Consider the following 23,780-nt stretch of genomic DNA (forward strand, 5'->3'; position numbering starts at 1 on the left):
CGGCACCTACCACGCGGTACGATGAGGCGACGCGTCCGGAAGCCACCGGCTTCCCCGGGCGCGTTCGTCGTGCAGGCAGGAACGCAGGGAATCGAGGAGCACGGTGCCCACCGGCAGGGTGAAGTGGTACGACGCGGAGAAGGGCTTCGGCTTCCTCTCCCAGGACGGCGGCGAGGACGTCTACGTCCGCAAGGCGGCACTGCCGTCCGGGACCGAGGCGCTCAAGTCCGGTCAGCGGGTCGAGTTCGGCATGGCCGAGGGACGGCGGGGCCCGCAGGCGCTGTCGGTCCGCGTGGTCGAGAAGCAGGCGTCGGCCGTGGAGAACACGCGCCGCCCGGCCGAGGAGCTGCACGGCCTGATCGAGGACATGATGGGCCTGCTGGAGAACAAGATCCAGCCGGCGCTGCGGCACGGCCGGTACCCCGACCGGAAGACGTGCAAGCTGGCCGCCGAGGTCGTCCGCGCGGTCGCCCGGGACCTCGACGGCTGAGCGCCGCGGATCGAGCGCGGTACGCCGGGGACCCTCGAGCCCGGGCGCGGCGGTGTGGGCGGCCCTGGCGGGCCCGAGAGGCGGGCGTCGCAGCGCCCTCGGTGGCGGGGCCTGGCCCCGTAGCGCTGTGCCCGGCGTGCCTCTTTCTGTGAAATCGCTTCCCCAGGCAGCGATCTCTACCCGGTGAGACGGCGGCCGGTCCGGGTGTGACGGCGCCCCGTGCCGGCCTGTGCCTGTGCCCGTGCCCGTGCCTGCGCCCGCGCTTGCGCTTGGATGTTGGGTCGCCTTGTGCAGGGTCGCTTCCTGAGGCAGCGATCTCGGTGGGGAGGCCCCCAGATCGGGTCGCGTGTCGTGCTGTCCCGGGCGGCACGTTGCCCTGGCGCGGAGCCGTTGTGCAGCTCACCCGCCGCCGAGCGCGCCGGCGGGCCACCGTGCCGGATCGGCCGGCGCCCCGAGGCCCTGCGCCCGTGAGCCGCACGGATCCGCCCACCCCGCCCACCCATTCGCACGGGTTCCCGTCGTTCGCACGGGGTCGGATCCCGTGCGAGGCGAGCGATCCCGTGCGAAACCGGATCGGCGGTGGCGGTGGCGCGAGGGGGGCCCGTGGGTGGGGGCGGGCCCGGCACGGGCAGGCGAAATGTCCGGGCCGTGGCTCGCGTTGCACCGGGCGTGCGCCTGTCGTTGCTGGACCGATCCCGGACCCGGGCGGGGGAACCCGACTCGGCGGCGTTGCGGCACACCGTCGACCGGGCCCGGCGGGCGGAGCGGTCGGGCTACCACCGGTTCTGGGTCGCGGAGCACCACGCGGTGCCGGGGATCGCGTCCGGGAGCCCACCGGTCCTGATGGCGGCCGTGGCCGCGGCGACGGAGCGGATCCGGGTCGGTTCCGGCGGGATCATGCTGCCCAACCACCAGCCGCTCGTCGTCGCCGAGCAGGTCGCGACGCTCGCGGCGCTGTACCCGGGCCGGATCGACGTGGGGCTCGGGCGCTCGCCGGGGTTCACCGAGCCGGTCCGCCGGGCGCTGCGTGCGGCGGACGCCGGCGACGACGCGTTCCGGGCCGGCGTCACCGAGCTCCTGGCCTACCTCGACGGCACCGGGCCCGTCACCGCGCGGCCGCGGCTGGAGCGGTCGGTGCCGGTGTTCCTGCTGGCCACCGGGGCGGGGTTGCGGCTGGCGGGTGAGCTGGGGCTGCCGGTCGTCGTCGGCGGGCCGGTGCTCGACGACCGCGCCGCGCTCGACGGATACCGCGAGCGGGCCGGGGCGGCCGCCCATCTCGTGGTCTCGGCGGACGTCCTGGTGGGGCCGCCGGAGCTGGCGTGGCCGGAGGCGTGGGCGCTCGCCGCCGCCCGGACGACGGGGGAGTTCCCGCCGCTGGAGCCGCCCGCGCGGGACCGCCGGTCGACCGGCAGGCAGCGGGAGCTCGTCGCGTCGGCGCTGAGCCGCACCGTCGCCGGCGACGAGGACACCGTCGCCGAGCACCTCGACGATCTCGTGGAGCGCACCGGTGCCGACGAGCTGCTGGTCAGCTCGTCGACCTGGGACCGGGACGCGCTCGCGGAGTCCGACGCGGCCCTGGCCAGGCTGCTGGGTGCGACCCGCGCCGCGCCCGGCGCCCGTCGGTGACCCCGGCGCTCAGGACGCCGGCTGCTGCTCGCCCACCAGCACCCAGGTGGCACGCACCGGGAACTGCATCTGCAGGGTCTCCTGGTCGATCGCCGGAGCGGGTCCGAACAGCTGCACCTGCGCGGTGAGGAGCCGGTCGGTCGGCTGCGGGAGCTCCAGGGTGAACTCGGTGCGGCTCCCGGCCGGCGCGATGTCGCTGCGCTGCTGGATCGGCTGCGGCGAGCCGTCGCGGGTGAAGGCGTAGGCGACCTGCCACGGCCCGGAGGACACCTCGTCCGGCACGGTGATGCGGATCGCGGTGGCGGGCGGGACGTCCGCGGTGACCCGGGCGTTCGGGTCGTCGGTGCAGTCCTCCATGCGGTTGTCGCAGAACTGCGTGGGCGCGGCGGTCAGCGCGTTCCCGGCGACGTCGAAGGTCACGGTCGGGGACGAGCCGCCGCATCCGGCGAGCAGGACCGCGACGACGGCGAGGAGCCCGGCGAGCGTGCGCGCGGACCGTCGGGGACGGGTGATCACACCGACCACCCTACGGATCAGCGGAGCCCGCCCTGGGCGACCGGGGCGGCCCGGACGCCCAGCCCCGGCACCAGCGTGCCGCCGCGCCGGATCAGCGCGGTCTGCAGCCCGAACACCGCCACCACACCGGCGACGATCAGGAACCCGGTCCGGAACGTGTCGTGCGGGGCCAGCACCCCGATCGCGCCACCCAGCACCCACGCCGTCTGCAGCACCGTCTCCGACCGCCCGAACGCCGACGCCCTGGCGTGCTCGGGCAGGTCCCGCTGGATCACCGCGTCCAGGCAGACCTTCGCCAGCGCGCTCGCCGACGACGCCACCAGCGCCGCGACCACCGCCGCCGGGACCCCGGGCAGCAGCGCGACCCCGACGGCGGCGAGCAGCGCCGCGGCCGCCGCCGCCAGGACCACCGGCTCCACCCGGCCGAACCGGCTGCGCGCACCGACGGCGTTGCCGAGGAACAGCCCGGCACCGGCGGCCGCGCCGACCATGCCGATCACGAACAGCTGTCCCGCCGGGTCCCCGGCGGGGGCCTGCTCGGCCCCGGCCTTCACCACGAACGCGACGAACAGCGTGAGGAACCCGGTCAGCACCCGGACGGCACTGGTGCCCCACAGCGCGACCAGCACCGCGCGCGTCGCCGGCACCCTGGCCCGTGCCGGACCCGGCCGCCCGGCGGGGACCGCGGCGGAGACCTCGCCCGCCGTCGACTCGACCCAGCGGGGGATGCGCAGGCACAGGACGGCCCCGGCGACGCCGAGCGCCGCCGTCCACCACAGCGCACCGGGGGAACCCAGCAGCGCCGCCGCGCCCGCGGCGACCGCACCGGCCACCCCGCCCGCGGCCATGCCGAACGTCGTCAGCCGCGAGTTCGTCGTCGCCAGCGTGATCGAGGACGGCAGCACCCGTGGTGTCACGGCGGCCTTGAGCACCAGGAACGACTTGCTCAGCACCATGATCCCGAGGGCCGCCGGGTACAGCAGCCAGGTGTCGAGCTGGAACACCAGCACCACGGCGAGCACGGCCCGCCCGGCGCAGGACACCGCCATCGCGATCCGCCTGCCCCGCTGCAGCCGGTCCAGCGCCGGCCCGATCACCGGTGCGACCAGCGCGAACGGGGCGACGGTGATCGCCAGGTAGAGCGCGACGTTCGCCTTCGACTCGGCCGTCGCGGCCGCGAAGAACAGCGTGTTCGCCAGGGCGACGGCCACCGCGGCGTCGAGCGCGTAGGTCAGCATCGTGGCGTAGGTGAGCGCCGTGAGCCCGGAGCGGTCCGCGCCGTCGGCGGTCGCGGCCCGGCGGAACAGGCCGACCGCGCGCCCGGACAGCTCCCGGGTGCGGTGCACCGCCACCCGGGTGACGGTCAGCTTCCGCGGCCCGGACGCACCGGCCCGGGGTGGTTCCGCGGTCGCGGTCGAGGACCGGGTCGTGTCGGACCGCGCGGAGCCGTCCGCCTCGGTACCCGGGTACCGGAGCGTCGAGTCCGAGCTGATCGGCGTCGTCCGCGGGTCGGTGCGCGGCGCACGGGACGGCGGGCCCGCCGCCGTGCGTGCACGACGGCGCCGGAACGGGTTCCCTGCCACGCCCCCATTGTGCCGAGAGGGACCGACGGTTTCGCCGCGTCCCGGGGGACCGGGCGCGCCGTCACCCGTGCGGCGCAGCGGCCGGCGGTCAGGCGTCCGGCACCGGCAGCCGCACCCGGAACGTCGACGGCCAGAGCTTCCCGGTCAGCAGGTACTCGTCGCCGGAGACGTGCGCGATGCCGTTCAGCACGTCGGCACCGGCCCGCCGCCCGGGAGGCAGGAGGCCCGCGGCGTCGACGACGGCGTCGACCACACCGGTCGCCGGGTCGATCCGGACGAGCCGGTCGGTCTGCCAGACGTTCGCCCACACCCGGTCGCCGACGCACTCCAGCTCGTTCAGCTCGGACACCGGCGCACCGTCCAGGGTGACGGCGACCGACCCGGTCTCCGCCAGGTCGGCAGGATCGTGGAAGCGCAGCCGGTCGGTGCCGTCGGACCGGACGACCCGGGCCCCGCCACCGTCCGTCCCGCCGGACAGGCACAGTCCCCAGCCCTCGCCGTCGACCGGCACCTCGCGGCGCGGTCGCAGGGTCGCGCGGTCCCACTCGATCGCGACGCCGTCGGTCCAGGTCAGCTGCCAGATCCGGTCCCCGGCGACGGTGATCCCCTCGCCGAAGTAGGAACCGGGCAGCGGGCTCGACGCCCGGACCGCACCGGTGCCCGGGTCGAGGGCCCGGATCTCGGACTCGCCCACCCGGCCGGTCCCCTCGTAGAGGGTCCCGTCGCGCAGCTCCAGGCCCTGGGTGAACGCGTCCGTGTCGTGCGGGATCTCCGCCAGCACCTCCGGCCGGACGACCGGGATGTCGCCGGTGCGGGACACGACGGCGGGCGTCGCGGACCCGGCGGCGCCGCAGGCGGACAGCACCAGGGAGCCGCAGAGGGTCAGGAGGAGAGCCGACCGGCGGATCCGGGGGAGCGGTGGGGCGGTGCGCCGGCGCGGCGCCGTGCGGTCGTGCGCGGGCCGGTCGGCGGGACGGGTGGGCACCGCACCAGCATGCCCGGGACCGGGTGGCACACTGGTGAGGTGACTGCAGGTGAGGACCAGGCCACTGTCGAGGTGCCGGGCACGCCCGTGCCCGAGGTGACCCCCGCGCCCGCCGGGCCACGGCCCGCGCCGCCCCAGCTGTTCGACGCCGTCGAGGCCGCCCGGTCGGCCGCCGTCGACGAGGCCGCCGACGAGCTCGGCGCCGCCGGTGCGGCCGCCGCCGTGGGGACGCACCTGGGGACGGACGTGGAGGACGACGGCGCCGTGACCCACTCCTTCGTCGCCGATCTCCCCGGCTACCGCGGCTGGCGGTGGGCGGTCACGATCGCGAGCGCGGGGGAGGGCGAGCCCGTCACCGTCTCCGAGACGGTGCTGCTGCCCGGCGACACGGCGCTCGTCGCCCCCGACTGGGTCCCGTGGGACCAGCGGATCCGCCCGGACGACCTGAAGCCGGGCGACCTCCTGCCGGTCTCGCCGGACGACCCGCGCCTGGTCCCCGGCTACCTCGACTCCGGCGACCCCGCCGTCGACGACCTGGCCCGCGAGGCCGGGCTCGGCCGCGAGCGCGTGCTGTCCCCGCTGGGGCGCTCCGACGCCGCCGAGCGCTGGACCGACGGCGAGCACGGCCCGTCCGCCGATCTCGCCCGTTCCGCCCCGGCGTCCTGCGGGACCTGCGGGTTCCTGGTGCCGCTGGCCGGCGCGCTGCACGGCTCGTTCGGGGCGTGCGCCAACGCGTCGTCCCCGGCCGACGGGCAGGTCGTCGCGGTCGGGTTCGGCTGCGGCGCGCACTCGTCGGTCGCGGAGACCTCCGGCTCGCCGGTGTACGTCTCCGCGCTGGTCTACGACGACGGCGTGGACCTCGAACCGGTCGGTCCGGGGTCCTGAGCACCGACCCGTTCGGCACCGCCGCGCTCCGGGAGGGCGTGCTCGCGGCGTGGGCGTCGTCGCCGACCCGGTTCCGCGAGGACGTCAACGCCGAGGACGACCTGCGCCGTGGCGGCTACGCCGACACCTGGGTCGCCGAGCTCCTGCAGAACGCGGCCGACGCCGCCGTCGCGGCCGGGGTGCCCGGGCACGTCCGCGCGACGGTCGCCGGGGACGAGCTGCGGATCGCGAACACCGGCGCGCCGCTCGACGCCGCCGGGGTCGCCGCCCTGGCCGCGCTGCGGGCGTCGGCGAAGCGGGACGCCGCGGGCGCGACCGGCCGCTTCGGCGTCGGGTTCGCCGCGGTGCTCGCCGTCTGCTCGCGGCCCCGCCTGGTGACGGCAGGCGGCGGGGTCGCGTTCTCCGCGTCCCGGACCGCGGACGAGGTCCGCGCGCTCGGTGGTGCGGCGGAGGCGGAGCTGGCACGCGACCCGCGGGTACCCGCGCTGCGGCTGGTCTGGCCGTCGGACGAGGCCCCGCCGCCCGAGGGGTACGCCACCGAGGTCCGGCTGCGGCCCGACCACGGTGACCCGGCGGCGCTGCTCGACGAGCTCGCCCGGTCCTGCCCCGACCTGCTGCTCGCGCTGCCCGCTCTCGAGCGGGTGGAGGCGGGCACCGAGGTGCTCACCCGCACCCCGTCCGGCGACGGCGCCGTGCGGGTCGGCGACCGGGAGTTCCTCCTCGCGGGTGACGGCGCGGTGCGCTGGGCGCTGCCCTGCGAGGACGGCCGGCCGAGGCCGCTGCCCGTCGACGCCGGGGAGGTGCTGCACGCGCCCACCCCGAGCCTGGAGCAGCTGTCCCTCCCCGCCCGGCTGCTCGCCCCGTTCCCGCTCGACCCGGACCGGCGACGGATCCGGGCCGACGACCCGGCCACGGCCGAGCTGGTCGACGCTGCCGCGACGGCCTACGTCGCGCTCGTCCGGTCGGTGCCCGCCGCGGACCGGGCGGCGCTGGTGCCCGAGCCGGCCTTCCCCCGGTCCCCGCTCGACGGCCGGCTGCGCGAGGCGATCGGGGCGGCGCTGGCCCGTGCCCCGTGGCTGCCCGCCGCCGGCGAGCACGGCACCTCCGGGCTCCTCGCCCCCGACCGTGCCGAGTGGCTCGACCTGGGCGGACCGGCCGAGGGCCTGCCGGAGCTGCTCGCCGCCGCCGACCCGGCGTTCGGGCGGCTCGTCGCGTCCGGTGTCGTCCCGCCCGCGGGTCTGGACACCGACCGGGTCGGCGCGGCGGCGCTGGCCGAGCGGCTCACCGGCGTCGAGGCGGGACCGGCGTGGTGGCGGTCGCTCTACGCGCTGCTCGCCCCGGCCGTCGACACGGTCCCCGGTCTCGCCGCCGAGCTGGGTGCGTTGCCCGTCCCGCTCGCCGACGGGCGCCTGGTCCCCGGCCCGGCCTCCGTGCTGATCGCCGAGACCGGCACCCCGGCCGTCCCGGAGCTGCGGATCGCGCACCCGGACGCCGTCCACCCGCTCCTGCACCGCCTCGGCGCCGCGGACGCCGACCGCGCGGCCCTGCTCGCCGCCCCGGCCCTGCACGCGGCCGTCGAACGCTCCCTCGACGACGCCGAGGCCGGTCTCGACACCGCACCGCTCGCCCGCGCGGTGCTGGCGCTGCTCGACACCCCGTCGGCGGAGCGGGACGGCCGGTTCGGGGCCCTCGCCCTCACCGACGACCGGGGCCGCCCGGCGCGTGCCGACGAGCTCGTCCTGCCCGGTGCCGCGGTGCGCGACCTCCTCGACCCGGACGCCCCCGTCGGCACCGTCGGTGCCGGGTGGCTCGACGCCGGGGCCGACGCGCTGGTCGCGGCCGGGGTGCTGGACGGCTTCGTGGTCGCCGCGTTCGACCCGGACGTGCTGCACGACGCGGACGCCTACGACGCGGACGACCACGACCACGACGGCGAGCACGAGCCGCCGGCCGTCCGGGACCTGGACCTCGTCGCCGACGACGCCTGGCCGGAGGCGCTCGCCCTGCTCGCCGGTGGCCGCGAGACGCGCGCCGCGATGCTCACCGGGTACACCGCCTGGTGGCTGGGCAGGCACGTGCGGATCGGCGGGCGGCTGCCGTCGACCTGGCGGCTGCTGTCGGCGTCGTCGGTGGCCGGGCTCTACGACCCGGTGCCGGAGCTCCCCGGCGTCGACGACGCCGTGCTCGCGGCGGTCGGCGTCCGCGACGGGGTCACGATCGGCGCGGCGGACGAGGCCGTCGAGCTGCTCGACCGGCTGGCCGACCCGGACCGGCAGGTCGCCGGGGACGTCGCGGGCACCGTGCACTCCGCGCTGACCGCCGCGTACGCCGCGGGCGTCGTCGAGCTCGACGACCTCGACCCGCCCGGGCACGTCCGCACGGTGACGGGCGCGGTGGCGGGATCGGACCGCGCCGTCGTCCTCGACGCGCCGTGGGTGCTGCCCGCACTCGGTGACGAGCCTGCCGTCCCGGGCGGTGACGACCCGGTCGCCCTCGCCGAGCTGCTCGATCTCCCGCTGGCGTCGGACCGGGTCACCGGCACCGTCCGCGGGGCCGGACGGCCGGTGGCGTGGACCACGCTCCCGGAGATCGTCCCGGCCTGTCTCGCGGTCGGCGCCGAGCCGCCCGACGGCGAGCTGCGGGTGCACGACGAGCTGGTCGTCGACCTCGACGACGGCCGCGCGGTGACCGTCCCGGCCTGGCCGGGCACGGCCGGTGAGTGGCACGCGTCGGACCCGCTGCGGGCGCTGGTGGCCGCGCTGGCCCTGCGACGCCGTGTCAGGATGACCCCGTGACGATCGACGACTCGAGGGCGCTGCCGCGCCGGGTCGCGGTGCTCTCCGTGCACACCTCCCCGACCGAACAGCCCGGTACCGGCGACGCCGGCGGGATGAACGTCTACGTGGCGCAGACCGCGATCCGGATGGCCCGTCGTGGCGTCGAGGTGGAGATCTTCACCCGCGCCACGTCGTCCGAGCAGCCGCCGACGGTGGAGCTCGCGCCGGGTGCGACGGTCCGGTTCGTCGCGGCCGGTCCGTTCGAGGGGCTCGGCAAGGACGACCTGCCCAGCCAGCTGTGCGCCTTCACCGCGGGCGTGCTGCGCGCCGAGGCCCGGCACGAACCCGGCTGGTACGACGTCGTCCACTCGCACTACTGGCTCTCCGGCCAGGTCGGGTGGCTGGCCCGGGACCGCTGGGGTGTGCCGCTGGTGCACTCCGCGCACACCCTCGCCAAGGTCAAGAACGCCGCGCTGGCGGCCGGGGACACCCCGGAACCGCGGGCCCGGGTGATCGGCGAGGACCAGGTCGTCGCCGAGGCGGACCGGCTCGTCGCGAACACCGAGATCGAGTCCAAACAGCTGCTCGACCTCTACGACGCCGACCCGCGCCGCACCGTCACCATCCCGCCCGGGGTCGACACCGACCGGTTCCGGCCCGGCGACCGGGCTGCGGCCCGCGCGGAGCTGGACCTCCCGGCCGACGCCGTCGTGCTCGCCTTCGTCGGCCGCATCCAGCGACTCAAGGCCCCGGACGTGCTGCTGCGCGCCGCCGCCGAGCTGCTCGCCCGGACGCCGTCGCTGCGCGAGCGGCTGGTCGTGCTGATCGCGGGCGGGCCGTCCGGGTCGGGGCTGGCCGAGCCGACCTCGCTGCACGAGCTGGCCGCCGAGCTGGGTATCACCGACGTCGTGCGGTTCCTCCCGCCCCGCGGCGGCGACGACCTGGTGACCGTCTACCGGGCGGCCGACGTGGTCGCCGTCCCCAGCCACAACGAGTCGTTCGGTCTGGTCGCGCTGGAGGCCCAGGCCTGCGGCACCCCGGTCGTCGCGACCCGGGTGGGCGGGCTGCCGGTGGCCGTCGCCGAGGGCCGGTCCGGGCTGCTCGTGACCGGGCACGACATCTCCGACTGGGCGGACGCGCTGGGCGAGCTGGCGCTGGATCCGGCCCGCCGGGAGCGGATGGCCGGTGTCGCGGCCGGGCACGCGCGCCGGTTCTCCTGGGACCGCACGACCGACGCCCTGCTGGGCGCCTACGACGAGGCCCGCGCCGAGTTCCGCGCGCGGGTGCTGGGACGGGTATGAGCGACGACGATCTCGACACGGTGATCGGCGACGCGCTCGCCGACATGGAGGTCGACCACGTCCACCGGGGTGCGGGCCAGTGGCTCGTCACGCTGCCGGGGGAGGCCCGCCTGCAGACCCAGACCTGGCTGCTGGTCCGCGAGCAGACCCTCGCGGTGCAGGCGTTCGTGTGCCGCAGGCCGGACGAGAACTTCGAGGGTGTCTACCGGTTCATGCTGCTGCGCAACGCCAAGCTCTACGGCGTGCACTACTGCCTGGACCGGGTCGGTGACATCCACCTGGTGGGCCGGGTCCCCCGGCACGCGGTGACCGCCGACGAGGTCGACCGGCTCCTCGGCTCGGTGCTGGAGACCGCGGACGGCGACTTCAACACCTTCCTGGAGCTCGGTTTCGCCTCGTCGATCCGGCGCGAGTACGCGTGGCGGACCGCGCACGGCGAGTCGACGGCGAACCTGAAGGCGTTCGAGCACCTCGTCGAGTGAGCCGGCCCGCCGGTGACCCGCGGGTAACTTTTCACGGCGCACCCGGCGCGGGGGATCACCGTGCCCTTAGCATGTCCCGCGACCCCGGGCGGCCGAGCCGGCGCCCGGCCCCCGAGATGGACCTCGCGAAGGAGCGAAGCCTTGTCGATGCGCAGCCCGTACCCGGATGTCGACATCCCCGACGTCTCGCTGACCGAGTTCCTGTTCGCCGACGGGTTCGGTGATCGGGCGGACGCGCCCGCGATCCTGGACGGCACGAACGGCAGCCAGCTGACCTACACCGAGTTCCACGACCTCGTCGAGAAGATCGCGGGCGGGCTCGCCGCCCGCGGCGTCGTGCAGGGCGACGTCGTCGCCCTGTTCGCGCCGAACCTCCCGCAGTGGGCGGCGCTGTTCCACGGCATCCTGCGTGCGAACGGCATCGTGACCAGCGCGAACTCGATGTACACCGCCGGGGAGCTGGCGCACCAGCTGCGCGACTCCGGCGCGAAGATGGTCATCACCGTCTCGCCGTTCCTGGACCGGGCCGTGCCCGGCGCCAAGGAGGCGGGGCTCTCCGAGGACGTCGTGCTGACGATCGACGCGACCGAGGGTCACGACTCGCTGGCCGATCTCGTCTCGTCCGGCGCGCCGGCCCCCGAGCTCGCGACGAGCTCGACCGACACCGCGGTGCTGCCCTACTCGTCGGGCACCACCGGCCTCGCCAAGGGCGTGATCCTCACCCACCGCAACCTGGTCGCGAACCTGCTCCAGGTGCAGGCGATGGGGGACGTCACCGACCAGACGAAGATCATGGCGTTCCTGCCGTTCTTCCACATCTACGGCATGACCGTGATGATGAACCAGGGCCTGCACGCCCGGGCCACGGTCGTCACGATGCCGAAGTTCGATCTCGAGCAGTTCCTCGGGATCGTGCACGAGTACCGCGTCGACCGGCTCTACATCGCCCCGCCGGTCGCCGTCGCGCTGGCCAAGCACCCGGTCGTCGACTCCTACGACCTGTCCTGCGTGAAGACGATCTTCTCCGGCGCCGCGCCGCTGGACGGCGAGCTCGGCCGGGCCGTCGCCAGGCGGCTCGACTGCACCGTGCTCCAGGGCTACGGCATGACCGAGCTGTCCCCGGTCAGCCACTGCATGCCCGACGACCGCGGCGACCTCGACCTGAACTCGTCCGGCTTCGCGCTGCCGAACATCGAGTGCAAGCTGGTCGATCCCGAGTCCGGCCAGGAGGTCGGCGTCGGCGAGCGCGGCGAGCTGTGGGTGAAGGGCCCGAACGTGATGGTCGGGTACCTCAACAACACCGACGCCACCGACGCCACCAAGGACGCCGAGGGCTTCCTGCACACCGGTGACATCGCCGTCGTCGACGACGAGGGCGTCTACTCGATCGTCGACCGGGTCAAGGAGCTCATCAAGTACAAGGGCTACCAGGTGCCGCCCGCCGAGCTGGAGGCCCTGCTCCTGACCCACGAGAAGATCGCCGACACCGCGGTGATCGGGGTCAAGGACGCCGAGGGCGAGGAGGTCCCGAAGGCGTTCGTGGTGAAGCAGGCCTCGGGTGCGGACCTGACCGAGGACGAGGTCATGTCGTTCGTCGCCGGGAAGGTCGCCCCGCACAAGAAGGTGCGGGTGGTCGAGTTCATCGACCAGATCCCGAAGTCGGCGTCGGGCAAGATCCTGCGCAAGGACCTGCGGGCCCGGGAGACGTCGAACGCCTGATCCCTCCGTACGACCCACCGGGACGGTGTCGTGACCTGCGGAACCGCAGGGACGGCGCCGTCCCGGTTTTCGTGGGCGGAGGTCACGCCGATCGGCGGAGGGCGGACGGTCCCCGGGACGGTGTGGCCCGCCGGGGAGGTACCCGGTCCCGCCGCACGGCCCCGGGAGCATTGCCCCGGAGGGACGACCGGGCCACGCTGGCAGGCACCGGAACCGCGTATCGAGGTGCGACAGCGATGGACGAGGTCAGACGGTCCGAGACCGACCACGACGATCCTCGTGAGGAGGCGCGTAACCGCCGGGCGGCACAGGCCGACCACGACGCGGACGGGCGCGACCGCGGCGCCGAGCGTCTGGCACGTGCCGCGAAGGAGCGCGACGACCACGCGGCGGAGCGGGACCGGGCGGCAGCGGCCCGCCAGGCCGCGCTCCTCGCCGGCGCGCTCCCGGCCGACCACGAGGGTCACGTCATCGGCGCCCCGGACGCCGACGGCCCGGCCTCGGGTGGACGGGAGCAGGCCGAGGTCGACCGCGAGGTCGACCGGAGCATGCTCGACGCCGCGAGGCCGGAGTTCGCCCACCTGATCCGCCAGGTGGGGGAGCACTACGTCCGGCGGACGGAGCTCCTCCACGAGCTACGGCTGCTGGCGGCCGACCGCGCCGCCGCCGCCGAGGACCGGCGCAGAGCCGCCGCGGACCGCGAAGCCGCCGGCCGGGACCGGGTGACCGGTGCGGCAGACCGTGCCCGCGGTGCCGCCGACCGCGACCAGCGCGAGATCGAGCAGGCGCAACGCGACCCGTGATCCGGACGGCGACGGGGCGTCCGGACCGTCAGCCCGGCCGGTTCCGCTGCGCCGTACGCGGCCGGTCGCGCAGGGTCTCGGAGGGCGCGCGACCGTGGACCTTCCGGTACTCCACGGAGAACCTGCCCGCGTGCCCGAAGCCCCAGCGTGCGGCGATCGCGCCGACCGTGTCCCCGTAGGTGGGGTCGGCCGCCAGGAGGTCGGCGTGTGCGCGGGCGAGCCGCACCCGGCGGAGCTCCTCCAGCGGCGTGCGGCCACGGTGCCTGCGGAACAGGTGCTGCAGTCCGCGCACCCCGATCCGGGCCGCGCGGGCGATGTCGGCGACACCGATGTCCTCGCCCGCGTGCTCGTCGACGTAGTCCAGCGCCCGCCGCAGGACCGCCGGGCCCGACCAGCCGTCGCGGGCACGGTCGTCGAACCGCGTGCGGGCCGAGTTCGGGAAGGCCACCAGCGCGGCCGTCGCCAGCGACCGGGCGGCCTCGGCCAGGACCAGCGGGCTCGACGCCACCTCGTCGTCGGCAAGGATCGCGTCCCGGACGTGGGCGACGACGCCGTTCCAGTACCGGGCCGACTCCGGTGAGGCCGCGGTCCGCGACGGGAACACCGGCCCGGGCCCGTCGACCTCGAACAGCGACTCGGCGGCACGTTCCACGGTGGTGCGGTCCAGCACGACCGCGTCCACCTGGACGGCGGCCATCTCGAAGTCCCAGCCCGCCCCGTCGGTGGGCATCAGTACGGGCTCGCCCGGGGAGACCCGCAGCACGTCCGGCCCGTCGCTCAGTGCCAGCCGCCCGGTCGCCACGGTGTCGATCACCAGGTCCTGCGGGGACGCCCCCGACCGGAGCCGGGCAGCCATGGCGTACTCGAAGCGGACCGTCATGAACTGCGGCGCCACCACGCCGGTGTGGGCGAACTCGAAGTCCTCGGTGGACCCGAGGAACCGGACCTCGTGGTCGAAGTACGCCTCGCGGATCACCTCGTGGGCGAACTCGGGATCGCGCGACCGCACGTCGAACCGGTCCAGGGGCGCCTCCCCCGTCATCGACCTCACCCCCTGTCACCGATGCCTTCTGGCGACTACATATCGCATAGTGGCCAGGAAGTCGGTCGCTGTCCACTGCCGGAGCGTGAGCAGGCGTTCCGGCCAGGGGGGCGGGGGTACGCCGACGGGTCAGGCGGGTCCGGGGTCGCCCCCGGAGGAGATCTCCCGCAGCGCGAGGATGTGCGTCCCGACCTGCTCGCGGCCCTCCGTCGTCAGCCGGAGCCAGGTGCGCCGCGCGGCGCCTGACGGCTCACGGCGGGAGGTGACGATGCCGGCTCCGGTGAGGGCCTTCACCTGTTTCGACAGCGCCGAGTCGGACAGGCCGACACGGTCGCGGACGAAGCCGAACTCGACCTCGCCCGCCGCGACGAGGGTGGCGGCGATCCGCAGGCGGGTCGGGTCGAGCAGCAGCGGGACCAGGCGGGAGTCGGCGGCGGGCTCAGGCACGGCCGTCCGCCCGCGGCAGCATGCGCAGCGTGACCAGCGTCCCGGCGGGCCTGGTGACGGCGAGCAGCAGGCCCGCGACCGTGTTCGGCCTGGTCAGGCTGCTGCGCCGGAGCAGGTGCACGGCCAGCCGCTCGGCGGCGTACCAGCCCAGGCCGACCGCGGCGAGCCGCGCGCCCCGTGCGGGCTCCGGCCCGGTCGCGACGGCGTACGGGTTCACCTGGCCGGCCCGGGCGTCGAGCAGGCCGATCCCGGCGATCGCGGTCTGGATCAGCACGGTCGCGGCGGCGCGCCGGCGGGGGCCGGCGATCTCGTCCTTCACGGCGAAGTCGAGGAAGGTCAGCACGGACGTCGCGGCGAGGACGACCGGCAGGCTCCGGTGCGTGGCGGCGCCGACCGCGCCCCGGGCGGCGTCGACCTCGGCGACTGCGACCGCGGCGTCGTCGGGGGTGGGGGTGGTCATGGGGAACCCTCCTTGCTCGGCAGGTGCGCCGTCCATCCTACTTTCCTGCTGAGCAAGTAGCGTCAGCGCCGCGCCGTCCGTTCGGGGGTCTCCCCGTACTCGCGGGTGTAGGTGATCCGGAAGCGGTCCGGGCGGGCGAAGCCCCAGCGCGCCGCGACCCGGTCGACGAGGTCCGGGATCAGGACGGGGTCACCGGCGACGAGGTCACGGCGGGCGCCGTCGAGCCGGCTCCGCCAGAGCACCGCGGCCGGATCGGCGCCCGCCCGGCGCAGTCCGGCCGCCGCGTCGCGCGCCGGAACGCCGGTCATGCGGACGAGATCGAGCGGACCGACGGGGGAACCGGCGTGGGTGCGCAGGTACTCGACGGTCTCCCGGGTGACGCGGGCCGGGGGTGCGGCGACCGAGGTCCGGTTGCGGCGGGCGGCGTCGGTGAGCACCGTGCTCGGGAACGTCACCAGGAACGCGCCGACCAGCATCCGGAGCGCGGCGTCGAGCAGGATCGGGCTCTCGACCAGCATCGGGTTGCCGAGCAGCCGGTCACGGACGTGCACCACGGTCCGGTCCCAGTCGCGGGCGTGGCCGGGGGAGACGGGCAGCAGACCGGTCAGCCGGAACCGTTCGGCGGGGACACCGTGGACCTGCTCGGCGAGTTCGGCGACGATCCGGGCATCGAGCGCCGCGACGTCGAGGTCCGCCTCCTCGACGCGGTCGTGGAACCGGCCCGACGGCGGCATCACCGCGATGTCCCCGGGGCCCAGCCGCAGCGTGCCGAACGCCTCGGTCTCCCACAGCATCCGGCCGGCACGCACGTGGTCGACGACGTAGTGCTCGTCGACCGGGTCCACCAGTGCGTCGAGCCCGAGGGAGAGCCACATCTCGCTGAGCGAGAACCCGGGAGCGGCGAGGGTCTCGTGCCCGAGCTCGAACCCGCGTCCGCCCGGGACGTCCCGGACCGAGGTCGCCGCGTAGTGCTCGGCGGCGAACCGCTCGACCTCGGCGGCCGTGCCGGACCGGAAGCTGATCCGGGCGACGGCGCTCCGGGGCAGGTGCTCGGTCACGTTCGCCTCCAGGCACGTCGACCGGTCGTACGTGGCGCGAACGTACCCGCGTCGGCGCGATCCGTGCGAGCGGTTCAGCGGGTCTCTCCCACCACCCAGGATAGGTACCCGGTGCTGCCCCCGGTGACCGGCATCGCGATGATCTCCGGCTCGTCGTAGGTGTGACGCTCCACCAGGTGCGCGATCAGCGCGTCGACGCGGTCCCCGGCTGTCTTGATCTCGACCCGCCACTCCGCCTCCGTCTGCACCGCACCGTCCCAGCGGAAGACGCTGGTCACCGGCCCGAGAACCTGGGCGCAGGCCCCGAGCCGTGCTTCCACGGCACCGGCGGCCAGCTCTCGCGCGGCGGCCTCGCTGTCGGTCGTGGTGAGGACGACGACGTGTTCGCTCATGCCCGGGATTGTCGTCCCACACACCGTGTGCGGGGGTGACGGCCGATCGTGGACGGAACCATCCACATGTGGATCGCCTGTGGACGGAGGGTCACGACACCCGGGCGCCGGACGGCTCAGGCCGGCTCGGCGAGGGCGGCGACGTCGTCGGCGCAGCCCCAGGACAGCGTGATCCCGGAGCCCCCGTGGCCGTAGTCGTGGATCACCCGCGGGGTGTCCCCGGTCGCGTCCTCGGCCTCCAGCCGCACCTCCGGGCGGGCCGGACGCAGGCCGGCGACGTGCTCGAGGACCTCGGCGCCGCGCAGCGCCGGGGCGATGTCCGCGCAGCGTCCGACGATCGCCGCGCCGACCGCGGGGTCCGGGGTGGCGTCCCAGACACCCTCGTCGAGGGTGCCGCCGAGGATGCAGTCGTGCTCGCGCGGGTGGACGTACGCCCGGCCGCCGGGATGCTGCTCGTCGCGCACCGAGAGGGCGAGACCGGGATTGGCGACCCGCACGATCTGCCCGCGCACCGGGGTCACCGAGGTGTCGCCGACCAGCGTGCGCGCCCCCAGCCCGGAACAGTTCACGACGAGGTCCGCCCCGCCGCCCGCCTCCGCGAGCGACGCGACGCGACGGCGTTCGAGGACGATCCCGCGACGCTGCGCCTCGCCGGCCAGCCACGGCAGGTGCACCGGCATCTCCACCAGCGGCACCGCGAACCGCAGCCCGTGCCGATAGCCGGGAGGGAGTTCGTCGGGCCGCGCGGGGCGGACCCCGTCGACGGCCGCGGCCCACCACTGCGGCTCCGGCTCCGCGCGGTACAGCGTCAGCGACTCCCGCATGACGACGCCCGGCACGCCGGCACGGGCCTGTGCGGCGAGCGCGTCGAACGTCCGCCGGCCCCAGTCGAGCACCTTGTCGCGGGGCCCGGCGCGGGTCGGGAACCAGACCGCCGCCGCGAGGTGCGAGGTGGACCCCTCCACCGGGACGTCGGCCAGCACCCGTACCGACCAGTCCCGCTCACGCAGCCGGATCGCGCAGCTCAGCCCCGCGATCCCGGCACCCACCACCACGGCCCGCCGACAGTCCCCCACACCCCGACCCTGCCACCGACCCCCGCCGTGCCGCGCGGGGGCGGACCCGGACGCTCACCGGTTCCGTCCGCGCTCACCCGATCCGGCGAGCACTCCCGCAATCGGTGAGCGGACAGAGTGGTCCGGGGGTCAGAGCTCGTAGGCGGCGTCGAAGAACGCCAGCTCCAGGTCCACCGCGCGCACGAACAGTGCGGCGACCCGCTCGCGCCGCTCCGGGCCGAGCGCGTCGGCGACCCGGTCCAGCTCGTCGCGGAGGAACGCCACCCACTCCTCGAACTCGATGCCGCGGTGCAGGTCGATCCACTCGCGGCAGACCGCGTCGTCCGGCGCGGTGGCACCCGGCCGCGTCGCCCAGTCCAGGTACAGCCACTCGGCGACGAGCAGCACCGCGAGCGCCTCGGCGTACCCGGCGTCGCGTGCCTCGCCCATCAGGTCGACGAACCCGACGGTCGGCGCCCGCCGGTCCGGGGTGCTCGTGCCGCCGAGCCGGTCGAGCGAGCGCTCGAAGTAGTCGTTCTCCGGCCCGGCGACGAGCCCGAGCTGCCGGGCCAGCCGCACCCGCGGTGCCGGCCGGTCCGCGTCCGCGACGGCCGCGCCGAGCAGCGCGAGGAAGGCGTCGACGAACTGGAGGTCCTGCTCCAGGTAGTGCCGCAGGACGTCGCGGTCCACCGACCCGTCCCACAGCTCGTCGACGAAGCGGTGCCCGACCGCCGCGTCCCACGCCGTCGTGCTCGACTCCCGCAGCTCCCCGGTGAACGACATGGCGTCCAGGCTAGGGGCGGTGGCAGACCGCCTCGACGTTGTGCCCGTCCGGGTCGCGCAGGAACACCGCGTAGTACGCGGGGTGGTACTCGGGCCAGAGCCGCGGCGCGTGCAGCACCTCGGTGCCGGCCGCCCGTGCGGCCTCGTGCACGGCGTCCACCGCGGCCCGGTCCGGTGCGGCGAGCGCGACGTGCAGCTCCGGCGGTGTGGCGGGCCCGCCGGGGCCGAGCCAGAACCGGGGCTGCCCGTCCGTGCCGCCGATCGCGACGACGGATCCGCCGTCGCGGGGGAACCGCATCATCTCCGACAGCCCGAGCGGGGCGAAGACCTGCAGGTAGAAGCGGGCCGACGCGTCCGGGTCCCGGACGGGCAGCGACAGGTGGTCGAGCACGGGCACCTCCTGGTCAGGGGGCACCAGCATGCCCCTGGGAGGGGGTGTCGCGTCAGGCCCCGGGGCCGATCTCGTCGTTCCGGTGGCGGCGGCCGTCGTGATGGTCGGTGTCGTGCTCACCCGGCGCCGGGAGCGTGCCACCCGCGGGTGAGCCGATCGTGCTCGCCTACGGTGTGCGGACCCCGGACGTCGTGACCGGGCGACGAGAGGTGACGGTGATGGGCGGGCGGACCCTGGTCCGCGGCGACGGGACGCCGCTGTGGCAGCAGCTGCTGGCGGACCTGCGCCGGCGGCTGGAGGAGGGCGAGTTCGACGCCGCCCTGCCCGGCGAGTTCGCGATCGCCGCCGAGTACTCGGTGAGCCGCTACACCGTCCGCGAGGCGCTGCGGCGCATGCGGGAGGACGGTGCCGTCGTCGCCAGCCGCGGCCGGGTCGCCCGGCCGGCCGGGCCGGCGCCGATCGAGCAGCCGCTGGACGAGCCGTACTCGCTCTACGTCGCCGTCGAGGCGGCCGGGCGGACGCAGCGCAGCGTCGTGCGGACCTTCGAGGTGCGGGCCGACGGGGTGATCGCGACCCGGATGGGTCTGGAGGAGTCGACCCCGCTCGTCCACCTGGAGCGCCTGCGGCTCGCCGACGGCGAGCCCCTGGCCGTCGACCGGGTGTGGCTGCCGGAGGACCTGGCCGCGCCGCTGCTCGACATCGACTTCACGCACACCGGCATCTACCCCGAGTACCGGCGTCGCTGCGGGATCCGGGTCGACGGCGGCAGCGAGAACATCCGCGCGACGATCCCGGGCCGCGGCGAGCAGGAGCTGCTCGGGATCGGCGAGGGCGTGGCCGCGCTGTCCATCGAGCGGCTCGGGCTCTCCGGGGACCGCCCGGTCGAGTGGCGGCACACCCTGGTGCGGGGCGACCGGTTCTCCGTCACCGCCCGGTTCTCCGCGCGGTCCGGCTACCGGGTGGACCTGTCCGAACCGTCCTGACCCCGCCCGGGGACGCTCAGGCAGGCACCGAGACGCCGATCCCGCCCGGGGTGTCGGCGCCGTAGCGGTCGATCTCGGCCTGGAGGTCGAGCCGGGCGGTCCGCATCCCGTCCCCGCCGTCGATCAGCGCGGCAGGCACCAGCCAGCAGACCTCGAACTCCAGCCCGTCCGGGTCGTGGGCGTAGAGGGCCTTCGTGGTGCCGTGGTCGGAGGCGCCGGCGAGGGCGCCCGCCTCCTGCAGCTTCTGCCCGACCCGGGCGAGCTCGCCGAGGGTGTCGACCTCCCACGCCAGGTGGTAGAGCCCGACGGTGCCGCGCCCGGCCTGCGAGGCGCCCGCCCCGTCCCCGATCCCGAACAGGGCGAGGTCGTGGTCGTTCGACGAGCCGGCGGCCTGCAGGAACGCGCCCTGCCCGCCCGGGAGCTCGACGACCGTGCGGAAGCCGAGCGTGTCGGTGTAGAAGGCGACGCTGCGGGCGACGTCGCGGACGTAGAGGACGGCGTGGTTCAGGCGCTGCACGGGCATCGGTGGCTCCCAAGAAGTTGAACTCTCAACTCAGACGGTACGCCCGGCGCGGCGGGAGTTCAACGAGAGACCAGCCAGGTGAGGACGACGGCCGAGCGGGTGTGGTCGACGTTCGCCGCCATCCGGAGCCGCTCCAGGGCGTCCTCCAGGGAGCGCACGTCGCGCGAGCGCAGCAGGACCAGCGCGTCGGCCTCGCCGGTGATCGTCCCGGCGGTCACCACCTCGGGCACCGCCGACAGCATCCGCTGCAGCTCGCTCGGCGCCACGGTGCCGCGGCAGAACAGCTCGACGTAGGCCTCGACCCCCGGTTCCCGCTCGGCGCCGGGATCGACGCGGACGCCGAAACCGGTGATCACCCCGCGCGCGGTGAGCCGGTCCACCCGCCGCCGCACGGCGGACGCGGAGAGCCCCACGCGCTCGCCGAGCTCGGCCCAGCCGGCCCGGCCGTCGATGCGCAGCAGGTCCAGCAGCTTCCGGTCGGTCGCGTCGATCTCGTTCACGGCGTCGGATGCTAGATCCGTGCGCCAGATCGGTACAGCACGCGCTGATCGTGCGCAGCAGGACGGGAAACGCACGGGTCATGCGCGGCACGATGTGCGCATGACCGCCGAGCCGATCGTGCCGCTCCCCGACGACGACCGCGCCCGCCCCGCGCCGTCGGTGCTGATGTGCCGGCCCACCCACTTCACCGTCAGCTACCGGATCAATCCCTGGATGCGGCCGGAGCAGGTCACCGACACCCCGCTGGCCGTGCGCCAGTGGCAGGACCTGCACGCCGTCTACCGCGAGCTCGGGTTCGACGTGCGGCTGGTCGACCCGCTGCCCGGCCTGCCGGACATGGTCTACGCCGCGAACGGCGGCACCGTCGTCGACGGTGTCGCGCTCACCGCGCGGTTCCGGTACGCCGAGCGCGCCGCCGAGGGGCCCGCGTACGGCGCGTGGTTCCGGTCGGCCGGGTTCGACGTGCGCGAGGCCGAGGCCGTCAACGAGGGCGAGGGCGACCTGCTGCTCGTCGGCGACACGATCTACGCGGGCACCGGGTTCCGCACCGATCCCGCGGCGCACCACGAGGCCGCCCGGGTGCTCGGCCGCGAGGTCGTGTCGCTGCAGCTCGTCGATCCCCGCTACTACCACCTGGACACCGCGTTCGCCGTGCTCGACCCGGCGGGCGGGCCCGGTGCGGTGGCCTACCTGCCGTCGGCGTTCGACGACGCGTCGCAGGAGGTCCTGCGGTTTCGGTTCCCGGACGCCGTGATCGTCGGCGAGGACGACGCCGCCGTGCTCGGCCTGAACTGCTTCTCCGACGGGCGCACCGTCGTCCACGCGCCCCAGGCCGAGAAGTTCGCCGCGGAGCTCGCCGAGCGCGGGTTCGGCACCGTCGGCGTCGACACCTCCGAGCTCCGCCGCGGTGGCGGCGGGATCAAGTGCTGCACCCTCGAGCTGCGGGAGGCACCGTGACCGTCCTGGAGAACGGCACCGGCACCGGTGCGACCACCGAGCGGATCGCGCTCGACGAGCGGTACGGCGTCGCGAACTACGCGCCGCTGCCGGTCGTGCTGAGCGCGGGTGAGGGTGCCTGGGTCACCGACGTCGACGGCCGTCGCTACCTCGACGTCCTCGCCGGCTACTCCGCGCTGAACTTCGGCCACCGGCACCCCGCGCTGGTCGCGGCCGCACACCGCCAGCTCGACACCCTGACGCTGACCGCGCGCGCCTTCCACAACGACCGGCTGCCGGACTTCCAGCACGAGCTCGCCCGGCTGACCGGTACCGAGGCCGTGCTGCCGATGAACACCGGCGCCGAGGCCGTCGAGTCCGCGATCAAGGTCGCTCGGGCCTGGGGCTACCGGGTGCGCGGGGTGCGGCCCGGTGCGGCCCGGATCGTCGTCGCCGGTGGCAACTTCCACGGCCGGACGACGACCGTCGTCTCCTTCTCCGACGACCCGGCGGCCCGCGACGGCTTCGGCCCCTTCACCCCGGGCTTCGACCGCGTCCCCTACGGCGACACCGCGGCGCTGGCGGCGGCGCTCACCGACGACACCGTCGCGGTCCTGATCGAGCCGGTGCAGGGTGAGGCGGGCGTGATCGTCCCGCCGGAGGGGTACCTGCGCGACGTCCGGCAGATCACCGCGCGCCGTGACGTCCTGCTGGTCTGCGACGAGATCCAGTCCGGGCTCGGCAGGGCCGGCGCGACGCTGTGCAGCGACCTCGCCGGGATCCGGGCCGATCTCTACACCCTCGGCAAGGCGCTCGGCGGCGGGATCCTGCCGGTCAGCGCCGTCGTCGGGCGGCGTGACGTGCTCGGTGTGCTGCGTCCCGGCGAGCACGGCTCGACCTTCGGCGGGAACCCGCTCGCGGCGGCCGTCGGGTCCGCGGTGTGCGGTCTGCTGGCCACGGGGGAGTACCAGGCGGCGGCCCGCGACCTCGGTGCGCACCTGGGCGCGCGGCTGCGGGAGCTGCCCGGGCTGACCGCCGTGCGCGGGGCGGGGTTGTGGTTCGGCGTCGACGTCGACCCCCGGCTCGGATCCGGACGGGACGTCTGCGTCGCACTCGCCCGCCGCGGGGTGCTGGCGAAGGAGACGCACGGCGTCACCGTCCGGATCTCGCCGCCGCTGGTGATCACCCGGGACGAGACCGACGTGCTGGTGGACACGTTCGCGGACGTACTGCGAGACCTCGGCGCGGCCTAGCTGGCAGGCTGTGGCGCATGCCGACCCTCGTACTGCTGCGCCACGGCCAGAGCGACTGGAACGCGAAGAACCTCTTCACCGGCTGGGTGGACGTCCCGCTCTCCGAGCAGGGCGAGGCCGAGGCCCGCCGTGGTGGCGAGCTGCTGCGCGAGTCCGGCGTCGCCCCGGACGTCGTGCACACCTCGCTGCTGCGCCGGGCCATCTCCACCGCGAACATCGCGCTCGACGCGGCGGACCGGCACTGGATCCCGGTGAAGCGCGACTGGCGGCTCAACGAGCGGCACTACGGCGCGCTGCAGGGCAAGGACAAGAAGCAGACCCTGGCCGAGTTCGGCGAGGACCAGTTCATGCTCTGGCGCCGGTCCTACGACACCCCGCCGCCGCCCATCGAGAAGGGCAGCGAGTTCTCCCAGGACGCCGACCCGCGCTACGCCGGCGTCGACGCGCCGCTGACGGAGTGCCTCGCCGACGTCGTCGCGCGGTTCCTGCCGTACTGGGAGGAGTCGGTCGTGCCGGACCTGCGGGACGGTCGGACCGTGCTGCTCGCCGCGCACGGCAACTCGCTGCGCGCGCTCGTGAAGTACCTCGACGGGATCTCCGACGCCGACATCGCCGGACTGAACATCCCGACCGGCATCCCGCTGGTCTACGACCTCGACGACGACCTGCGCCCGACGAACCCGGGCGGTCGCTACCTCGACCCGGCCGCGGCCGAGGCGGCGATCGCGGGCGTGGCGAACCAGGGCCGCTGACCGCGGGAGCGGCGCGCGGCGTACGGGGTGTGGCTGC

25 protein-coding genes are annotated in these 23,780 nt (G+C 75.4%); 12 read left to right on the top strand and 13 right to left on the bottom strand.

The annotated features are described in order from the left end of the window. The first annotated feature begins 103 nt into the window (after nt 1-103). Together AD017_RS16325 and AD017_RS16330 are read left to right on the top strand one after the other, a co-directional pair. Nucleotides 104-490: a cold-shock protein gene (locus AD017_RS16325; protein WP_010224442.1), complete on the top strand. Its 387-nt coding sequence runs from the start codon at nt 104-106 to the stop codon at nt 488-490. A gap of 648 nt (nt 491-1,138) precedes the next feature. Further along, the gene (locus tag AD017_RS16330; protein ID WP_227013337.1) at nt 1,139-2,116 is read left to right on the top strand and encodes an MsnO8 family LLM class oxidoreductase; all 978 of its coding nucleotides are present in this window, start codon (nt 1,139-1,141) and stop codon (nt 2,114-2,116) included. 9 nt (nt 2,117-2,125) lie between these two features. Here AD017_RS16330 and AD017_RS16335 read toward each other — a convergent pair whose 3' ends face one another. From AD017_RS16335 to AD017_RS16345, 3 genes are all read right to left on the bottom strand, one after another. Further along, nucleotides 2,126-2,632: a DUF2771 family protein gene (locus AD017_RS16335; RefSeq protein ID WP_157178911.1), complete on the bottom strand. Its 507-nt coding sequence runs from the start codon at nt 2,630-2,632 to the stop codon at nt 2,126-2,128. A gap of 17 nt (nt 2,633-2,649) precedes the next feature. Further along, nucleotides 2,650-4,215 carry a hypothetical protein gene (locus AD017_RS35360; protein WP_060574755.1) on the bottom strand — a complete coding sequence of 522 codons (1,566 nt, stop codon included), beginning with the start codon at nt 4,213-4,215 and terminating at the stop codon, nt 2,650-2,652. Nucleotides 4,216-4,303: 88 nt separating this feature from the next. Next, complete coding sequence (locus tag AD017_RS16345) at nt 4,304-5,200, bottom strand: glutaminyl-peptide cyclotransferase (protein WP_202968862.1); 897 nt, start codon at nt 5,198-5,200, stop codon at nt 4,304-4,306. A 39-nt stretch (nt 5,201-5,239) separates the two neighbouring features. On the opposite strand from AD017_RS16345, the gene AD017_RS16350 reads away from it, so the two are divergent. From AD017_RS16350 to AD017_RS16375, 6 genes are all read left to right on the top strand, one after another. Beyond that, entirely contained in the window at nt 5,240-6,085 is an 846-nt protein-coding gene (locus AD017_RS16350; protein ID WP_227012764.1) for a DUF3027 domain-containing protein, read from the top strand. A gap of 38 nt (nt 6,086-6,123) precedes the next feature. After that, nucleotides 6,124-8,880 carry a sacsin N-terminal ATP-binding-like domain-containing protein gene (locus tag AD017_RS16355; protein ID WP_060574756.1) on the top strand — a complete coding sequence of 919 codons (2,757 nt, stop codon included), beginning with the start codon at nt 6,124-6,126 and terminating at the stop codon, nt 8,878-8,880. Further along, the gene (gene mshA, locus AD017_RS16360) at nt 8,877-10,163 is read left to right on the top strand and encodes a D-inositol-3-phosphate glycosyltransferase (RefSeq protein WP_010240795.1); all 1,287 of its coding nucleotides are present in this window, start codon (nt 8,877-8,879) and stop codon (nt 10,161-10,163) included. Before AD017_RS16355 ends, mshA begins: the two co-directional genes overlap by 4 nt. Beyond that, a complete protein-coding gene (locus AD017_RS16365) occupies nt 10,160-10,645 on the top strand; it encodes a YbjN domain-containing protein (protein ID WP_010240797.1) in 486 nt (161 codons plus the stop codon). Before mshA ends, AD017_RS16365 begins: the two co-directional genes overlap by 4 nt. Before the next feature lie 147 nt (nt 10,646-10,792). After that, on the top strand, nt 10,793-12,364 hold the full coding sequence (locus AD017_RS16370; protein ID WP_010240798.1) for an AMP-binding protein: 1,572 nt from the start codon (nt 10,793-10,795) through the stop codon (nt 12,362-12,364). A 236-nt stretch (nt 12,365-12,600) separates the two neighbouring features. Then, on the top strand, nt 12,601-13,167 hold the full coding sequence (locus tag AD017_RS16375) for a hypothetical protein (protein WP_060574757.1): 567 nt from the start codon (nt 12,601-12,603) through the stop codon (nt 13,165-13,167). 28 nt (nt 13,168-13,195) lie between these two features. Here the strand turns inward: AD017_RS16375 and AD017_RS16380 are convergent, their stop codons facing one another. The 8 genes from AD017_RS16380 to AD017_RS16415 all read right to left on the bottom strand — a co-directional run bounded on the left by AD017_RS16380 (nt 13,196) and on the right by AD017_RS16415 (nt 18,825). Beyond that, on the bottom strand, nt 13,196-14,209 hold the full coding sequence (locus AD017_RS16380; RefSeq protein ID WP_050802402.1) for a helix-turn-helix domain-containing protein: 1,014 nt from the start codon (nt 14,207-14,209) through the stop codon (nt 13,196-13,198). 129 nt (nt 14,210-14,338) lie between these two features. Then, entirely contained in the window at nt 14,339-14,656 is a 318-nt protein-coding gene (locus AD017_RS16385) for a transcriptional regulator (protein ID WP_010232282.1), read from the bottom strand. Next, nucleotides 14,649-15,116 (bottom strand): hypothetical protein, encoded by a 468-nt coding sequence (locus AD017_RS16390; protein WP_060574758.1) that lies wholly within the window; start codon nt 15,114-15,116, stop codon nt 14,649-14,651. Before AD017_RS16390 ends, AD017_RS16385 begins: the two co-directional genes overlap by 8 nt. Before the next feature lie 62 nt (nt 15,117-15,178). Then, nucleotides 15,179-16,174: a helix-turn-helix domain-containing protein gene (locus AD017_RS16395; RefSeq protein ID WP_010232279.1), complete on the bottom strand. Its 996-nt coding sequence runs from the start codon at nt 16,172-16,174 to the stop codon at nt 15,179-15,181. A 74-nt stretch (nt 16,175-16,248) separates the two neighbouring features. Further along, complete coding sequence (cutA, locus tag AD017_RS16400) at nt 16,249-16,566, bottom strand: divalent-cation tolerance protein CutA (RefSeq protein WP_060574759.1); 318 nt, start codon at nt 16,564-16,566, stop codon at nt 16,249-16,251. A gap of 116 nt (nt 16,567-16,682) precedes the next feature. After that, on the bottom strand, nt 16,683-17,642 hold the full coding sequence (locus AD017_RS16405; RefSeq protein WP_139323976.1) for an FAD-dependent oxidoreductase: 960 nt from the start codon (nt 17,640-17,642) through the stop codon (nt 16,683-16,685). A 129-nt stretch (nt 17,643-17,771) separates the two neighbouring features. Then, nucleotides 17,772-18,404, bottom strand: a complete 633-nt coding sequence (locus tag AD017_RS16410) for a TenA family protein (protein WP_060574760.1) — start codon at nt 18,402-18,404, stop codon at nt 17,772-17,774. Nucleotides 18,405-18,414: 10 nt separating this feature from the next. Beyond that, nucleotides 18,415-18,825, bottom strand: a complete 411-nt coding sequence (locus AD017_RS16415; protein WP_010232272.1) for a VOC family protein — start codon at nt 18,823-18,825, stop codon at nt 18,415-18,417. A gap of 188 nt (nt 18,826-19,013) precedes the next feature. Between AD017_RS16415 and AD017_RS16420 the strand changes: the two genes are divergently transcribed. Then, nucleotides 19,014-19,778, top strand: coding sequence for a GntR family transcriptional regulator (locus AD017_RS16420; protein ID WP_050802404.1), 765 nt, complete (start codon nt 19,014-19,016; stop codon nt 19,776-19,778). Nucleotides 19,779-19,794: 16 nt separating this feature from the next. Here AD017_RS16420 and AD017_RS16425 read toward each other — a convergent pair whose 3' ends face one another. Both AD017_RS16425 and AD017_RS16430 read right to left on the bottom strand, forming a co-directional pair. Then, the gene (locus AD017_RS16425) at nt 19,795-20,301 is read right to left on the bottom strand and encodes a VOC family protein (RefSeq protein ID WP_060574761.1); all 507 of its coding nucleotides are present in this window, start codon (nt 20,299-20,301) and stop codon (nt 19,795-19,797) included. 59 nt (nt 20,302-20,360) lie between these two features. After that, nucleotides 20,361-20,801, bottom strand: a complete 441-nt coding sequence (locus AD017_RS16430) for an Lrp/AsnC family transcriptional regulator (RefSeq protein ID WP_010232268.1) — start codon at nt 20,799-20,801, stop codon at nt 20,361-20,363. Between the two features lie 100 nt (nt 20,802-20,901). On the opposite strand from AD017_RS16430, the gene ddaH reads away from it, so the two are divergent. Genes ddaH through AD017_RS16445 form a run of 3 tightly spaced genes read left to right on the top strand, consistent with a single transcriptional unit; the run spans nt 20,902 to nt 23,743 of the window. Then, complete coding sequence (gene ddaH, locus AD017_RS16435; protein ID WP_174521757.1) at nt 20,902-21,759, top strand: dimethylargininase; 858 nt, start codon at nt 20,902-20,904, stop codon at nt 21,757-21,759. After that, nucleotides 21,756-22,991, top strand: coding sequence for an ornithine--oxo-acid transaminase (gene rocD / locus AD017_RS16440; protein ID WP_010232265.1), 1,236 nt, complete (start codon nt 21,756-21,758; stop codon nt 22,989-22,991). The genes ddaH and rocD overlap by 4 nt, the downstream gene beginning before the upstream one ends. A gap of 17 nt (nt 22,992-23,008) precedes the next feature. Continuing rightward, on the top strand, nt 23,009-23,743 hold the full coding sequence (locus AD017_RS16445) for a phosphoglyceromutase (protein WP_060574762.1): 735 nt from the start codon (nt 23,009-23,011) through the stop codon (nt 23,741-23,743). Nucleotides 23,744-23,780 lie beyond the last annotated feature (37 nt).

Source organism: Pseudonocardia sp. EC080619-01, from assembly GCF_001420995.1.
In the GTDB taxonomy this organism is placed as follows: Bacteria; Actinomycetota; Actinomycetes; order Mycobacteriales; family Pseudonocardiaceae; genus Pseudonocardia.